The organism is Pseudomonas sp. 9_2_1, from assembly GCF_059295275.1.
On the sequence record NZ_CM181239.1, the window covers coordinates 4,389,046 to 4,404,680 of the forward strand.

Here is a 15,635-nt window from a genome sequence, read left to right on the forward strand (position 1 = left end):
GTCTTCAGTGACTTGGCCGGGCGTTTGTGGCCTGTACCTGGAAAATAGGGTCTGCAAGTGTGGCAGAATGCCGACAGCCGCATTCGGCAAACCGAACTTATCATATCCAAGAATCTTCATCAGCTTAAGGCCCAGATCGCAAATGAAACGAACCGCGTTCTTCATCTCCGACGGCACCGGTATCACTGCCGAAACCCTGGGCCAGAGTCTGCTCGCGCAATTCGAGAGCATTCCCTTCAACAAATTCACCCGTCCGTACATCGATTCGCCGGACAAGGCACGCACCATGGTCCAGCAAATCAACGCGGCGGCCGAGCGTGACGGGGTACGCCCGATCATCTTCGACACCATCGTCAACCAGGACATCCGTGAAATCCTGGCGACCTCGAATGGCTTCATGATCGACATCTTTTCGTCGTTTTTATCCCCGCTCGAGCAGGAATTGACCGCCCATTCGTCGTATTCCGTGGGCAAATCGCACTCGATTGGCGGCAATTCCAACTACATGGAACGCATCGAGGCGGTGAATTTCGCCCTGGACAACGACGATGGCGCGCGCACCCACTATTACGACAAGGCCGACCTGATCCTGGTCGGCGTGTCACGCTGCGGCAAGACCCCGACCTGCCTGTACATGGCCATGCAATTCGGCATCCGCGCCGCCAACTACCCGCTGACCGAGGACGACATGGAGCGCCTGCAGCTGCCGGCGGTGCTGAAAAAGCACCACAACAAGCTGTTCGGCCTGACCATCGACCCCGACCGCCTTACCGCCATCCGCCACGAACGCAAGCCCAACAGCCGCTATTCCAGCTTTGCCCAGTGCGAGTTCGAGGTGCGCGAGGTGGAGAGCCTGTTCCGCCGCGAGAACATTCCCAACATCAATTCCACGCATTTTTCGGTGGAGGAAATTTCGGCGAAGATCCTGGTGGAGAAAGGGGTGGAGCGGCGGTTCAAGTAGGCCTGCACCTGCCTCATCGCCGGCAAGCCAGCTCCAACAGGTACGCCACTTTCCTCAGGCCTGAGGTATTCCTGTCGGATCTGGCTTGCCGGCGATGAGGCCAGCACAGGGATAAAAAAACCCGGCATCTCTGCCGGGTTTTTCATTTCAGCTCAAGCTCAGGACGGCACAACCGCCGCCTGCCCGCTCATGGCCAGGTCGACCAGCTCGCGGTTGGCCACCGCGTACATCGCATAGTCGGTCCCGGTAGCATTGCGCAGGTCATCCAGCATGGCGCGCCAGCGCTCTACCATCACCCGATGCTGCTCGGCCCACAGTGCCACACGGGCGTCCATGTCTTCCGGTGCATCGGCCATTTGCAGTACCGAGATGGTGATCGCCCGCTGCTGCAGGTCGATATCGTCGCGGAACGCCTCGCGCGCCAGCGCCTGCCAGTTGTTTTCCACCGGCAGGTTGCTGATTTCCTGCAAGTACCAGGTCAGGTCCAGCGAGCTGCCCACGGCGAAGAACGCCTTGGCCACCTGGGCCGGATCATGCCCGGTAACGTCAGCGGCTTCGATGATCGGCAACAGGGTGTACAGGTGGCTGGTACCGGCAACCATGCGCGCCAGCAGCTCCGGCACACCGGCCTCGACGAAGCCCTGGTAGCGCACCATCCAGCGTTCGCGGGTCGGGCCTTCAAGCAGCTCGTCCAGCTTGAGCCCCAACTGCGCGATCTTCGGCCCGAAATGCGCGGCGTCACGCCCGGCATCCTGCTCGTTGCGACGGCTGCGCAGGAACCAGCGGGTGGCACGGCGCCCCAGGCGCATCAGCTCGTCCATCAGGGTGAGCTGAATTTCGGCGGGTACCTGGTAATCCAGCGCCTCGATCTGGCGGAACCAGTGCGGCAGGTGGAAGATATCGCGCACGATCACATAGGCCCCGGCCACGTTGGCCGGGCTCATCCCAGTCGACTCCTTGAGACGCTGGACGAAGGTGATGCCCATGTTGTTGACCAGATCGTTGGCGATCTGGGTGCTGACGATTTCGCGTTTCAGCCGGTGGCGGCGCATGGGCTCGGCGAACTTGCTGACCAGCGACGGCGGGAAGGCGGTTTCCATGTCGCGGGTCAGGTAATCGTCGTCCGGCACCCGCGATTTCAGCAGTTGCTCCTTGAGGTCGATCTTGCTGTACGAGATCAGCACCGACAGCTCGGCGCGGGTCAGGCCCTGGCCAGCGGCCAGGCGTTCGGCCAGCTGCTCCTCGGACGGCAGGAACTCGATGGCACGGTCCAGCTTGCCGCGGCTCTCCAGGTCCGCCATCAGGCGCTTGTACTCGGCAATCCGCTCGCGGGCACGCCGGGCAGCCAGCGACAGCGCCTGGGTCTGCTTGTAGTTGTTGCCCAGCACCAGGCCGCCCACTTCGTCGGTCATGCTGCCCAGCAGCTGGTTGCGCTGCTTCTCGGTCATGTCGCCACCCTGCACCACTTCATTGAGCAGGATCTTGATATTGACCTCGTGGTCGGAGCAGTCCACGCCGCCGGCGTTGTCGATGAAGTCGGTGTTGGTGGCGCCGCCGTGCAGGCCGAACTCGACCCGGCCGAGCTGGGTCATGCCCAGGTTGCCGCCCTCGCCCACCACCTTGCAGCGCAGCTCGTTGCCGTTGACCCGCAGCGCGTCGTTGGCCTTGTCGCCGACATCGGCGTGGCTTTCGCTGCTGGCCTTCACGTAGGTACCGATGCCGCCGTTCCACAGCAGGTCCACCGGCGCCTTGAGCAGCGCATTGAGCAGCTCGGTCGGAGTCAGGCGGTCGGCCTCGATGGCGAAACGTTCTTTCATCTGTGGGCTGATGGCGATGCTCTTGGCACTGCGCGGGAAGATCCCGCCGCCTTCGGACATGATGCCGGTGTCGTAGTCGCTCCAGGCAGAACGCGGCAGGTCGAACAGGCGCTTGCGCTCGGCGAAGCTGGAAGCCGGCTCGGGGTTGGGGTCGATGAAGATGTGCAAGTGGTTGAACGCTGCCACCAGTTGCAGCTTGTCGGACATCAGCAAGCCGTTGCCGAACACGTCGCCGGCCATGTCGCCCACACCGATGACGGTGATCGGGTCTTCCTGCACATTGATGCCGCGCTCGCGGAAGTGGCGCTGCACGCCCACCCACGCGCCACGCGCGGTAATGCCCATCTTCTTGTGGTCGTAACCGGCCGAACCGCCCGAGGCGAAGGCATCGCCCAGCCAGAAGCCGTAATCGATGGCAATGCCGTTGGCAATGTCGGAGAAGGTCGCGGTGCCCTTGTCGGCCGCCACCACCAGGTACGGGTCGTCATCGTCATGACGCACCACGTTGGCCGGCGGCACCACGCCACCGTCCTTGAGGTTGTCGGTAATGTCGAGCAGGCCGGAGATGAAGATGCGGTAGCACGCCACGCCCTCGGCAGCGATTTCGTCACGGCTGCCGCCCAGCGGCAGGCGCCGCGGCAGGAAGCCGCCCTTGGCGCCGACCGGCACGATCACCGAGTTCTTCACCTGCTGGGCCTTGACCAGGCCCAGCACTTCGGTGCGGTAGTCCTCTTCGCGGTCGGACCAGCGCAGGCCGCCGCGGGCAACGTTGCCAAAGCGCAGGTGCACGCCCTCGACCCGCGGCGAGTAGACGAAGATTTCGAACTTGGGCACCGGTTTGGGCAGCTCGGGGATCAGCTTGGGGTTGAACTTGAAGCTGAAGTACGACTTGTTCTGGCCATCGGCATCCGGCTGGTAGAAGTTGGTGCGCAGGGTAGCCTTGATCAGGTCCAGGTAGCGGCGCAGGATGCGGTCTTCGTTAAGTACCTGCACGTCATCCAGTGCGGTCAGGATGGCCTGTTCAAGGCGCTGCTGCTTGTCATCCAGGTCGTCCTGGGTGAGTTTGCGTGCCAGGTAGAAGCGGGTCTTGAACAGCCGGGTGAGCTCGCGGGCGATATCGGTGTGGTTGTTCAGGGTACTGGCAATGTAGCCGAGGTCGAAGCCCAGGCGAATCTGCTTCAGGTAACGGGCGTAGGCGCGCAGCAGCGCCACGTCGCGCCATGGCAGGCCAGCGGTCAGCACCAGCCGGTTGAAGGCGTCGTTCTCGGCATCCCCGCGCACAATGTGGATGAAGGCGTCCTGCAGGGTGTCGTTGAGCTGCTGGATATCCAGGCTCAGGCCTTCGCTGTAGGTGAAGGCGAAATCGTGAATCCAGTACTCGCGGCCATTGGCGTGGCGCAGGCGGTAGGGGAACTCGCCGAGCACGCGCAGGCCGAGGTTTTCCAGGATCGGCAGCACGTCGGACAGCGCCAGCGGGGTATCGGCGTGGTACAGCTTGCAGTGCAGGATGCGCTCGCCAACCTGGGTCAGCGGCTGGTAGAAGCTCATCGCCAGGGGTTTGGTTTCAGACAGGTTCAGCACGTGCTGCAGGTCGACCACTGCCGAGTGCGCGGCGAAGCGTTCGCGATAACCGGCCGGGAAGCCTTTGGGGAAGTCGGCGAGGATGTTGGTGCCCTGCGCTTCGCCGAAGTTCTCGACTACCAGCGCCGAGTAGTCGTCATGCCACGAGCGGCAGGCCTGGATGACTTCGCGTTCCAGCTGCTGGGGGTCGATGTCGATGCGGTTCTTCGGGTCGACCCGCAGAATCAGCTGCACACGCGCCAGCACCGATTCGGAGAAGAACGTCCAGAACTCGCAGTCGCTGGCCTTCAGCCGCTCCATCAGCACCTGCTGGATTTTCTGCCGCACTTCGGTGGAGTAGATTTCCCGCGGCACGTAGGCCAGGCAGTAGCAGAAGCGGCCGTACGGGTCCTTGCGCAGGAACACGCGGATCTTGTTGCGTTCCTGGATCTGCACGATCGCCATGACGGTGGTGAACAGCTCGTCGATCGGTGTCTGGAACAGGTCGTCGCGCGGCAGCACTTCGAGTACCTGGGTCAGCTCCTTGCCCAGGTGGGCCTTGGGGTCGAAACCCGAGCGCCGCTCGATTTCGGCGACCTTGACGCGGATATACGGAATTGCATGCACGCTTTCGCCATACACCGACGAGGTGTACAGGCCCATGAAGCGGTGTTCCTTGACCACCTTGCCGTCGGCGTCCAGCTGGCGGATCGACACGTAGTCCGGGTAGGCCGGGCGGTGTACGCGGCTGGGCAGCGCGGCCTTGGCAAACGACAGCAGCAGCGGCTCGTTGAGGTAGGCCACGGCGTAGTCTTCGATGCGCAGCTCTTCTGCCGTCAGACCTACGCGCAGGCGGCGCGGCAGGCCGAGGAAGGACTGCTCGTCGTAGACCATCTGGCCACCACCGGCGCCGCCTTTGACGGTGAATTCTTCATAGCCCAGGAAGGTGAAGTGGTTGTCCAGCAGCCATTCGAGGAAGGCCTTGACCTCGCCCTTTTCGTTCTGCGCCGGGCCGAAGGCGGTCTGTTCCACCTGCGCCACCACTTCCCGCAGCTTGGCCTTCATCGGTTCGAAATCGGCAACCGCCACCCGCACCTCGGCCAGCACCTGCTCGATTTCGCGAGTCAGCACTGTCAGCTCGGCAGCGTTGGCGCAGCGGTCGATCTCCAGGTACATCAGCGACTCATGACGCACGCCCTCGCCCTGGGTGCCCTTGGGCAGCAGCTCCAGCAGCTCGCCCTTGGCACCACGGCGCACGCTGAGTACGGTGGTCTGCAGGGTGTGGATGCTGTAGCCGCGGCGGTTGAGCTCGGTGCGCACCGAGTCGACCAGGAATGGCAGGTCGTGGTGCAGCACTTCGACCACGGTATGGGTCGACTGCCAGCCGTTGCGTTCGTAATCGGGGTTGTACACCCGCACTTGCGGGTATTCGGGGTCGAAACGCTCGATGATGCGCCAGGCCGAGAGGGTGCAGCCGGCCAGGTCGGAAAGCCTTCGCTGGGTGAGTTCGTCCATGGAGATGATGCCGAAGAACTGCTCGGCGAACAGCGTCACTTGTGGCAGGGACTGCTCGCTGATGTGCTGCGCCAGGGCCGCTTGCAGTTGATGCTGGAAGTCGGCTTTGCTGGCTGCGGTGAAGAACGCCATCTGTGGTACTCCGCTTGGGCTTTGTATTAGTTGGAGCGTCGCTGCGTGCGCCGTGTACGGGTCAACGATAGCCAACCCGTGGCAAGGCGGACGGTAAAAACCAGACGTTGGACGTGCGCAGGCACGCCCAGGGCTGGGCGAAGCTTAACGACTGATCGGTCATCAAGGCTTGCAGCGCTGCGACAATTTCGGTCAAGGGGCGGTAACTTTACGTTTATGCATGTAAGCAAGACTGTCAGAATTCCCTTCCGTTTCCTTTGATCCGAGCCTTGTCCATGCAAATCGATACCGCCCTGCTCTTCGCCACCCCTTGCGATGACGAGGAAGACAACATGGCCACGCTGTGCTGCCACAGCGACAAGGGCCAGATGTTCCTGCTGACCCGCTACCCGGACGAAGACACCGTCGATCTGACCCTGGATGACGAGCCGTCGACGCTGGACGGGCTTAAAGTGACGTTGAGCGCCAAGCGCCTGCTGATCGAAGTCGCCGCCGGCGACCGTGATGCGCTGAAGGGGGACGAGGTGCTGGAGATCAACCTGACCAGTGACCTGAGTGACATGGATGAAGTGAAGGAAACCCTGGAAAACATCCTGGCCGGGACCGGTACCTTCATCTGCGAGCTCTGAAACGCAGATTTCCCATAGGGGCCTACCCGTATTGCCTGTACTGGCCTCATCGCCGGCAAGCCAGCTCCCACACCGACCACCGCTGCCCCAAGCCATGTGCAGTACCTGTGGGAGCTGGCTTGCCGGCGATAAGGACGGTACAGACAGCACAAAATCCTGAGCCGAGCCAGGCGCTAGCGCAATGCTGCCTGCATTGCTTCAGCCTGCACCCGCAACGCATCGCAAAACGGCTCCACCGCCGCCGAAGCCGGCCGGTGGTCGGGCCTGATCAGCATCACCTGGTACGGCACCGACACCCGCAAGCGGCGGATCGGCAAACCGCCCTGCGCGGCCTCCAGCCCACTCAGCGGGTTGATGATCGCCACCCCCAGGCCCTGCCTGACCATGGCGCATACCGACGCGGCGCTGGTGGTCTCGATGACCGTGCGGCGGTTCACCCCCGCCGCACGGAAGTGCTGGTCCAGGCGCTGGCGGTAGGTGTCCAGGCTGGCCAGGTTGATGAAGTCCACTTCATGGAAATCGCTCAATTCCAGTTCAGCCTTGGCTTGCAACGGGTGCCCATGGGGCAGCACACAGACCATGTTGGCGCTGAACAGCAGCTCGCCGTAGGCGCCGCGCGGTATCTGCTCGACCTCGGTCAGGCCAAGGTCATGCTGCTGGGCAACCAGTGACTCCTCCAGCAACGGCGACTCCTGCGCCAAAATGCTCACGCTCACGCCGCGGTGCTGCTGATGGAAGCGCTGGCAGGCCTTGGGCAGCAAGGTCTGGGAAAACAGCGGCAGGCAGGTGATGGCCAACCGGCCCTGCTCGAAATTGCGGATGGCCTGGGCAAAGCGCTCGATGCGCTCCAGCCCGAGATAGGCGCGCTCGACCTCTTCGATCAACAGCAGCGCCTGGGCGGTTGCCACCAGGCGCCCGCCCTCGCGCTCGAACAGGTTCAGGCCGGTGACCTGCTCCAGCCGCGCCAGCTCTCGGCTGACGGTGGGCTGCGAGGTGAACAGCAGCCGCGCCGCGCCGGTGACGCTGCCAGCGGCCATGATGGCGCGGAACACTTCGATATGGCGGACGGACAGTTTCACGGCTACACCTGCGCAACAACGATGGGTATATCAGATATGAATGGCGAGTAGAAAAATAGCTATTTTTCTGAATCCGCTCTTTCACGCATCCTGCACATCTACCCACTACGAGTAATGCCAGCATGACTGCACCCTTCACGACCCTGGCCGCGGCGGTTCATCAATATGGATCGCCCCTCTGGGCCTACGACGCCAGCACCATCGCCAAGCGCGTTGAACAACTGAAGGTATTCGACACCGTACGCTTCGCCCAGAAAGCCAACCCCAACCTGCACGTGCTGCGCCTGATGCGCGCCCATGGCCTGGTGCTGGACGCGGTGTCGCTGGGTGAAATGGAGCGGGCCTTTGCCGCCGGTGCCAGCGTGGACGGCGACCCCGCTGGCGTGGTGCTGACCTGCGATGCACTGGACCGGCCAACCCTGGAGCGGGTGGTGGAATCGAAGATCGAAGTCAACGCCGGCTCCATCGACATGCTGCGCCAGCTGGGTGAACGCTCCCCCGGCCACCGCGTCTGGATCCGCATCAACCCGGGCTTCGGCCACGGCCACAGCCGCAAGACCAACACCGGCGGCGAGAACAGCAAGCACGGCATCTGGCATGAAGAACTGGACGAGGCGCTGGCCTGCATCAAAACCCACGGCCTGCACCTGGTCGGCGTGCACATGCATATTGGCTCCGGGGTGGATTACCAACACCTGGAGCAGGTAGCCCGGTCGATGATCGAGCTGATCGGCCGCCTGGGCGTAGACATCGAAGCCTTCTCCATCGGCGGCGGGCTTTCGACCCCTTACCGCAGCACCGACAAGCCGGTCGACCTGCAACGCTACGCGCAGACCTGGGCGTTGGCGCGCAAGGAAATCGAAGCCATGCTGGGCCACCCCGTGCGCATGGAGATCGAACCTGGGCGTTTCCTGGTGGCCGAGTCGGGCTACCTGGTGGCCGAGGTGCGTGCCGTGAAACAGGTGGGGCGCAATACTTTCGTGATGATCGATGCCGGCTTCAACGACCTGATGCGCCCGGCGATGTACGGTGCGTACCATGGCATGACCCTGCTCGACGCCAACGGCCAGCCGGTGGACCGCCCGCGCCAACCGACCGTGGTGGCCGGGCCACTGTGTGAGTCGGGAGACGTGTTCACCCAGGACGACCAGGAACTGACCCCACAGGACCTGCCCCAGGCGCAGGTGGGTGACCTGCTGGTGATTCACGATGCCGGTGCCTACGGGGCGTCGATGTCGTCGAACTACAACAGCCGACCTTTGCTGCCGGAGTTTCTGATCGAGAACGGCGCGCTGCGCATGATCCGCCGGCGGCAGACCGTGCAGGACCTGCTAGCGCTGGAAGCGGGTTTCTAGGCAGCGCACCAATGAGGGCTGCCTAGCAGCCCATCGCCGCCGAGCCAGCTCCCACAGGTACAGCGCAAACCCTGCTTGCAATCAGACCCCTCTATGGCAACAATGCGATCAATTCCCATTCATATTGCGGTCTTGACGCATGTCGACGCTCGATCCTCAGACCCTGCACCAGCTGTACAGTGAAAACAACGGCTGGCTGAAGGGCTGGCTGCGCGCCCGCCTGGGCAATGCCGCCGATGCATCCGACCTGGCGCACGACACCTTCCTGCGGGTAATGACCGCCCGCAACCAGCTGCCGATCCGCGAGCCGCGCAGCTACCTCAGCGCTATCGCCCGCTCGCTGCTGATCGACAAAGCCCGCCGCCGCACCATCGAAAAGGCCTACCTGCAGGCCTTGGCCCTGCGCCCGGAACCGGTAGAGGTATCGCCGGAAGTGCGCTTGTCGATCATCGAAATGTTGGTAGCCGTGGACAGCCTGCTTGACGAACTCGGCGCCAACACCCGCGCCATCTTCCTCGCCGTTCAACTCGAAGGCCTGACCTACGGTGCTGCTGCCGAGCGTTTCGGCGTGTCGGTTACCACCGTGAAGAACCATCTGATAAAGGCAATGACCCGCTGCCTGCTGGCAGTCGAAGGCTGAGGACGATGGATCTCAAGACGCTCGAAGCCGCTGCCACCTGGTATGTGCAGCTCAACGATGGCGCCAGCAACGAGGCGCGCACCCAAGCTTGGCGCCAGTGGCTGCAGGCAAGCCCACAACACGCTGCCGCCTGGGCGCGGGTAGAAAAACTGCAACTGCAGTGGGCCATGGTGCCGCCGCAGGCGGCGCTGTCCAGCCTGGGCGCGGCACAGGCACAGCGGCGCGATGTGCTGAAGGTGCTGAGCCTGTTGCTGGCCATGGGCGGCGGTGGCTGGCTGGCAGCCGAGCAGGTGCCCTATCGCGCCTTGCTGGCCCAGCAACACACCCGCGGCGGCGAACGGCGCAGCTTGCAGCTGGATGATGGCTCGCAGCTTGAAATGAACGTGAACACTGCGGTGGATGTGCGCTACGACGCAAAAGTGCGGGCAATCCAGCTGTACCATGGGGAAATACTCGTTCGCCCGACCATTACCCCTGAACAGCGCCCGTTCATCGTGCACACCGAAGACGGCAGCGTACTCGCCCGTAGTACCGAGTTCAGCATTCGCAAACTTGCGCAGCAAACGCGCGTGGGCGTGCTGCAAGCGGCTGTCGATGTACGCCCGCAGCGTCACCCGGAGCGGGTGCTGCGACTGCAAGCCGGGCAGCAGGTAAATTATGACCGCGACGACTTCGCCATCACCCATGCGCTGCCCGTCAATTCGACCGCCTGGGTACAAGGCATGGTGAGCGTGAACGACTGGCACCTGGGCGACTTTGTCGAAGAACTGGCGCGTTACCGACAAGGAGTGCTGCGCTGCGCACCCTCGATCCGGTCCATGAGCATTTCCGGAGCATTCCGCATCGACGATACCGACATTGCACTGGCCAACCTGCCGAAAACCCTGCCGGTGAAAGTGCGCTACCTCAGCCGTTACTGGGCAAGCGTGGAACCTGCCTGAGCAACAGCCGCAAAAAAAACTTCACCCACACCTTGCTGATTTCGATTCTCGCCCGTCCCTGACACAAGCCGCGACGACAGCGACTTTCTGCCATGACACGGAAGGATCACGCAATGCCCCATCTGCACCCCACCCCTGCAACCAAGCTGAGCCAGGCCGTGCGCTTGGTGTTGTTCGGCATGTCCCTGGCCGGCGCACCGGGCCTGCTGCTGATGCCTGGCCTGGCCATGGCCCACAGCCAGACCGCCTATCACGTCCCCGCTGGCCCACTGGGCAATGCCATCACCCAGTTTGGCGTGCAGGCCGGCGTGACCATTTCGTTCGACACCACCCAGACGCGCAGCCTGAGCAGCGCAGGCCTGGAGGGTAGCTACAGCGTCGAGGAAGGGCTGGTTCGCCTGCTGGGCAACAGTGGCTTGCAGGCGCACCGCCAGGGCAATGGCGGCTATGTGCTGGTACCCGCAGACAACGGTTCGGCGATGGAACTGGGGCCACTGAACATCGACGCCAACCGGCTGGATGCAACCAGCGAGGGCACCCAATCGTATACCGCGCATGCCGTCACCATCGGCAAGGGCGTGCACACGCTAAAGGAAACCCCGCAGTCGGTCACCGTGATGACCCGCAAGATGCTCGACGACCAGAACCTCAACACGCTGGAACAGGTGCTGGACAAAACCCCCGGCATCACGGTGTACGACTCGCCCATGGGCGGCAAGTACTTCTACTCCCGCGGTTTCAACCTGGATGGCCAGTACCAGTATGACGGCGTGCCGCTGGACGTAGGCGGCAACTACGTGCAGGCCAACAGCTTTTCCAGCGACATGGCGTTCTACGACCGGGTCGAAATTCTCAAGGGTGCAGCCGGCATGATGAAGGGCTCCGGTTCATCCGCCGGCGGCGTCAACTTCGTACGCAAGCGTGGCCAGGAACAGGCCACCACCACCGTCACCCTGTCTGCCGGCAGCTGGGACAACTACCGTGGGCAGGTCGATGTGGGCGGCCCGCTCAACGAATCGGGTAGCGTGCGCGGTCGCGCCGTGGCAACGCTTCAGGACCGCCAGTATTTCTACGACACGGCCACGCGCCAGGACCAGATATTGTATGGCGCCATCGACTGGGACATTACCGCCGACACCACCCTTGGCGCCGGCCTGGCCTACGAGGATGCCGATGCCACCCCGTGCTATTCCGGCCTGCCACGCTACGCCGATGGCAGTGACTTGAAGCTGTCGCGTTCCACCTGCCTGGGCGCCAGCTGGAACGACCTGCAAAGCCAGCGCATCACCGGCTTTGCCGACCTCAAGCACCGCTTCAACGATGACTGGACGCTGAATTTCGCCTCGATCTATACCCACAACACCCAGGACATCGAATACGCCTACTCCGAAGGTACGGTACCGGTCGGCGCCGGCACCGCCAGCATGAACGTGCGGGCCGGTCGTTTCGACTACGACCAGGACGACTACGGCTTCGATAGCTATGTCGATGGCAAGTTCGAGGCGTTCGGCCTACAGCATGAGCTGATCGTCGGCGCCAACGCCAGCCGGCAGAAAACCCATGATTACTTCGCACTTATACTGCTGGACGGCAAGCAGGATCCGTTCAACCCATCCTCGAACTTCCCCCGCCCTTCCAAGGCCGATTATCTGGTCAACCCGAGCCGCGGTGGCAGCGTGCCAACCGATTCCACCACCACCCAGTACGGCACCTACACCAACCTGCGCCTGAAGCTGGCAGAGCCGCTGACCCTGGTGCTGGGCGCGCGGGTCAGCTGGTACCGCAACAAGAGCGACTCCTATACCGCGGCCTGGGACTACTGGGTGAACAACCGCAGTCAGGAAAATGGCCAGGTCACGCCGTTCGCCGCCGTACTGTACGACCTGAACGGCCAGTGGACCGCCTATGCCAGCTACGCCGACATCTTCCAGCCGCAGAGTGACAAAGTGAACGCCGAGCGGCAGTCGCTGCAGCCCAAGACCGGTGCCAACTACGAGATCGGCATCAAGGGCGAGTTGCTCAATGGTGCGTTGAACACCTCGTTCAACCTGTTCCGCACCCTCGAGAAACACCGCGCAGAAAGCGACTTCAACGACGCCTGCCCGTCAGGCGATGGCTATTGCTACACCGACAGCGGCAAGGTGCGCGCCCAGGGTTTCGAGGCCGAGATCAGCGGCTCGCCCATCGAGCGCCTGCAGCTACTGGCGGGTTACACCTACACCCAGACCAAGTACCTGAATACCATCGAAGATACTGATCCCACCGAGCTGACCTTCACTTCCAGTTTCATCCCTCGGCACATGCTCAAGGTGTGGGGTGACTATCAGCTGGACGGTGCGCTGCAACGCTGGACCCTCGGTGCCGGCCTGAACAGCCAGAGCGATAACTTCCGTACCACCGGCACTACCCGCGTCGAGCAGGCGGGCTACACGGTGTGGAATGGCCGCGTGCAATACCGCGTCGACCCGAACTGGACTGTCGCCCTCAACGGCAACAACCTGTTCGACAAGAAGTACTACGCCACCATCGGCGCGCCGTCCTGGGGCAACTTCTATGGCGAACCGCGCAACTTCATGGTGACTTTGCAAGGCACGTTCTAACCAGAAAGCAGGGGCCGCTTTTGCGGCCCATCGCCGTCTTGCACCATCACTCCGTTGCTTTATCTGAGGAAAGCTGTGGAACAGTTGCACGATGATCGCGGCTAGAGTCCGTTCGCCACTTCACGCTCGCCGCCCATGTATTGCTGCAAGCGGCTGCGCAGCCAGCGCTCGGCTGGGTCGCTGTCGGTGGTACCAAGCCAGACCATTGCCAGTTCCAGTGCCGTGGTTTCGAACGGCAGTTGCTCGGCCTGCAGGTTTCCCCAGCGCTCCATGCCGTGCGCGGCATAGTCCGGGCAGCAGGCCAGCAGGTCAGTCCCGGCCAGAATTGCCGGCAACGAACTGAACTGCGGCACCGACAACACCACCTTGCGTTCGCGTCCGATCTCTTTCAGCCAGTCATCGACCACCCCTTGGGTATTGGCGGTTGGCGATACCTGAACGTGCGGGCGGGCGCAGAACTCATCCAGGGTCAGTGGCGTGGCTGTCTTGTCCGCGCGCACGACACGGCCCTGCATGGTGCGCAGTACCTTGCGCTTGGCATTGGCCGGCAGCCCCTTGGTCTGGCTGATCCCGACTGTTACATCGCCTGCGGCCAGCAAGTCCGGGATACGCCAATAATCGACATGCTGCACAACCACCACCACATTCGGCGCCTCCACCCGCAGCGCCCGCAGCAGCGGCGGCAACAACCCCGACTCGACGTCGTCGGACAGGCCGATCCGGAAGGTCATCTTGCTGGTCAACGGATCGAAGTCGTGGGTCATGCTGAGGGCGATGGACATAGCGTCCAGTGCCGGGGTCAGGAGCCTGATCACCTCTTCGGCCCTGGCCGAGGGCTCCATGCGGTTGCCCACGCGGATCAGCAACGGGTCGTTGAACATCGTGCGCAACCTGGCCAGCGCAGCACTGACCGTGGGTTGGGCGACGAACAGCTTTTCGGCGGCACGGGTAAGGTTGCGCTCCTGCATCAGGGCTTCGAACACCACCATCAGGTTGATATCGGCTTTGCGCAGTTCGTTTCGGTTCATTGGCGCTCCCGGCCCGAGTTCTTGTCATAGGGATTTTGCACAAGACCGATGTTCCCACAAGGTCCACGTGGCCCTGGAGCCGCGCGCTGTCTTGCGCAAAATTTTTGATGCGTGCGCGATCCCTGTGGGAACGGGTTTACCCGCGAAGAGGCCGGACCTGCCGGCCACTATCCTTGGGCATTCACCGTTGTCTCCGCCACCACATTCGCGGGTGAATCCGCTCCCACACGGATCACGCGGCTCTCTCGATCTACGCAAACCCCTCAGGCCGTGGGGTTCCATCAGCATTACGGTTTCATCCAGACCGGCCGCTCGCCGCTGGACGGCGAAGGCCGTCCGTTCACCTTGCTGCACATGAACGTTCCCTCCGAGGCATGAACAGGGGGGCAAGCGTACTGCAGGGACGATGTCTAAATCTGGTCGTTACAGCCCATTTACTTCTCTTAAACATAGATCAAAGCAATCATTCGCCATGAATTGTCGAAGTAGAGCAATATTTGTTCATGGTAGTTCATGTCTAGGCCACCTTTCGCAACCCGGCACCCAGCCAACGCCATATAATTGGATCCAATAAACAGGATGAACTGCATGCAAGCATTGGGAATGGATTACCGACACGGCGATGAAATTGCCAGCCATTGCCACGCTGAAGACCAGCTTGTCTATGCCGCCAGCGGTGTGATGCGGGTCAGCAGCGAGGGCGGCAACTGGGTAATCCCTGGTGGGCACGCGTTATGGGTGCCGGCCGGGGTCAGCCATGCCGTCCGCATGCAAGGCGTGGTGTGCATGCGCACCCTGCTGCTCGACGCCGGCATCGACCGCTGCCAGGTGATCGTGGTATCCGGCCTGCTGCGCGAACTGGTCCTGGCCGCTTCGCGCATGCTGGACCTGCGTGATGGCGAGCACGCACGGGCGCTGATCCTTTGCGAACTGGCGGCCGCCAGGCGCATCGATGCCTTTGTGCCCACGCCGCAGCACCCTCGTCTTGGCGCCTGGTGCGAACGCTTTCTGCAAGACCCGGCCCAGGACCTGACCCTGGAACAATGCGGTGCACAACTGAACATGAGTGCGCGCAGCGTGGCGCGACTGTTCCAGCGCGAGCTGGGTATGTCGTATGGCGAATGGCGCGCCCGCGCCCGGGTGATGCTCAGTCAGCAGTGCCTGGCTGAAGGCAAACCGATCCTGAACGTAGCGCTGGAGCACGGCTACCAGAGCGCCAGTGCCTTCGCCGCCATGTTCAAGCGCATCCTCGGCTACGCCCCCAGTGACTGGCAGAACGGCGCCATGCGCCACTCCTGAACTGTTGTCCCACTTGCGCGCAAGGTTGTCCCGCTTGCGGCAGCGCCGTCACCCCCGCCCTCGCTAACCTCGCATCACG

The 15,635-nt window shown here is 62.8% G+C and carries 10 protein-coding genes and 1 pseudogene; 8 read left to right on the forward strand and 3 right to left on the reverse strand.

Annotated elements, in window-relative coordinates; all coding sequences use genetic code 11:
* Positions 1 to 142: 142 nt before the first annotated feature.
* A complete protein-coding gene (gene ppsR / locus AC5O5I_RS19995) occupies positions 143 to 961 on the forward strand; it encodes a posphoenolpyruvate synthetase regulatory kinase/phosphorylase PpsR (protein WP_012271263.1) in 819 nt (272 codons plus the stop codon).
* Positions 962 to 1,119: 158 nt separating this feature from the next.
* Here the strand turns inward: ppsR and AC5O5I_RS20000 are convergent, their stop codons facing one another.
* Positions 1,120 to 5,985, reverse strand: a complete 4,866-nt coding sequence (locus tag AC5O5I_RS20000; protein WP_172286941.1) for an NAD-glutamate dehydrogenase — start codon at positions 5,983 to 5,985, stop codon at positions 1,120 to 1,122.
* A 275-nt stretch (positions 5,986 to 6,260) separates the two neighbouring features.
* Between AC5O5I_RS20000 and AC5O5I_RS20005 the strand changes: the two genes are divergently transcribed.
* The gene (locus AC5O5I_RS20005; protein ID WP_494511424.1) at positions 6,261 to 6,614 is read left to right on the forward strand and encodes a hypothetical protein; all 354 of its coding nucleotides are present in this window, start codon (positions 6,261 to 6,263) and stop codon (positions 6,612 to 6,614) included.
* Between the two features lie 173 nt (positions 6,615 to 6,787).
* On the opposite strand, the gene AC5O5I_RS20010 is transcribed toward AC5O5I_RS20005, so the two are convergent.
* Positions 6,788 to 7,693, reverse strand: coding sequence for a LysR family transcriptional regulator (locus AC5O5I_RS20010; RefSeq protein ID WP_172287309.1), 906 nt, complete (start codon positions 7,691 to 7,693; stop codon positions 6,788 to 6,790).
* A 122-nt stretch (positions 7,694 to 7,815) separates the two neighbouring features.
* Here AC5O5I_RS20010 and lysA point away from each other — a divergent pair, with 122 nt between their 5' ends.
* From lysA to AC5O5I_RS20030, 4 genes are all read left to right on the forward strand, one after another.
* Positions 7,816 to 9,048, forward strand: a complete 1,233-nt coding sequence (gene lysA, locus AC5O5I_RS20015; RefSeq protein ID WP_494511425.1) for a diaminopimelate decarboxylase — start codon at positions 7,816 to 7,818, stop codon at positions 9,046 to 9,048.
* A 139-nt stretch (positions 9,049 to 9,187) separates the two neighbouring features.
* The gene (locus AC5O5I_RS20020) at positions 9,188 to 9,688 is read left to right on the forward strand and encodes a sigma-70 family RNA polymerase sigma factor (RefSeq protein WP_172227976.1); all 501 of its coding nucleotides are present in this window, start codon (positions 9,188 to 9,190) and stop codon (positions 9,686 to 9,688) included.
* Between the two features lie 5 nt (positions 9,689 to 9,693).
* The gene (locus AC5O5I_RS20025) at positions 9,694 to 10,629 is read left to right on the forward strand and encodes a FecR domain-containing protein (protein ID WP_172227978.1); all 936 of its coding nucleotides are present in this window, start codon (positions 9,694 to 9,696) and stop codon (positions 10,627 to 10,629) included.
* Positions 10,630 to 10,742: 113 nt separating this feature from the next.
* Positions 10,743 to 13,229: a TonB-dependent siderophore receptor gene (locus AC5O5I_RS20030; protein WP_494511426.1), complete on the forward strand. Its 2,487-nt coding sequence runs from the start codon at positions 10,743 to 10,745 to the stop codon at positions 13,227 to 13,229.
* A 101-nt stretch (positions 13,230 to 13,330) separates the two neighbouring features.
* Here AC5O5I_RS20030 and AC5O5I_RS20035 read toward each other — a convergent pair whose 3' ends face one another.
* A complete protein-coding gene (locus AC5O5I_RS20035; protein ID WP_172227980.1) occupies positions 13,331 to 14,257 on the reverse strand; it encodes a LysR substrate-binding domain-containing protein in 927 nt (308 codons plus the stop codon).
* 255 nt (positions 14,258 to 14,512) lie between these two features.
* Between AC5O5I_RS20035 and AC5O5I_RS20040 the strand changes: the two are divergent.
* Positions 14,513 to 14,635, forward strand: a pseudogene (locus tag AC5O5I_RS20040) (GNAT family N-acetyltransferase); the annotation flags it as partial.
* A gap of 210 nt (positions 14,636 to 14,845) precedes the next feature.
* Positions 14,846 to 15,556, forward strand: coding sequence for an AraC family transcriptional regulator (locus tag AC5O5I_RS20045; protein WP_172227982.1), 711 nt, complete (start codon positions 14,846 to 14,848; stop codon positions 15,554 to 15,556).
* Positions 15,557 to 15,635 lie beyond the last annotated feature (79 nt).

Excerpts from the sequence above, each read along its gene's own strand:
- AC5O5I_RS20000 (WP_172286941.1), bottom strand. The coding sequence starts at position 5,985 with ATGGCGTTCTTCACCGCAGCCAGCAAAGCCGACTTCCAGCATCAACTG.
- ppsR (WP_012271263.1), top strand. The coding sequence starts at position 143 with ATGAAACGAACCGCGTTCTTCATCTCCGACGGCACCGGTATCACTGCC.
- lysA (WP_494511425.1), top strand. The coding sequence starts at position 7,816 with ATGACTGCACCCTTCACGACCCTGGCCGCGGCGGTTCATCAATATGGA.
- AC5O5I_RS20030 (WP_494511426.1), top strand. The coding sequence starts at position 10,743 with ATGCCCCATCTGCACCCCACCCCTGCAACCAAGCTGAGCCAGGCCGTG.
- AC5O5I_RS20045 (WP_172227982.1), top strand. The coding sequence starts at position 14,846 with ATGCAAGCATTGGGAATGGATTACCGACACGGCGATGAAATTGCCAGC.
- AC5O5I_RS20005 (WP_494511424.1), top strand. The coding sequence starts at position 6,261 with ATGCAAATCGATACCGCCCTGCTCTTCGCCACCCCTTGCGATGACGAG.
- AC5O5I_RS20035 (WP_172227980.1), bottom strand. The coding sequence starts at position 14,257 with ATGAACCGAAACGAACTGCGCAAAGCCGATATCAACCTGATGGTGGTG.
- AC5O5I_RS20025 (WP_172227978.1), top strand. The coding sequence starts at position 9,694 with ATGGATCTCAAGACGCTCGAAGCCGCTGCCACCTGGTATGTGCAGCTC.
- AC5O5I_RS20020 (WP_172227976.1), top strand. The coding sequence starts at position 9,188 with ATGTCGACGCTCGATCCTCAGACCCTGCACCAGCTGTACAGTGAAAAC.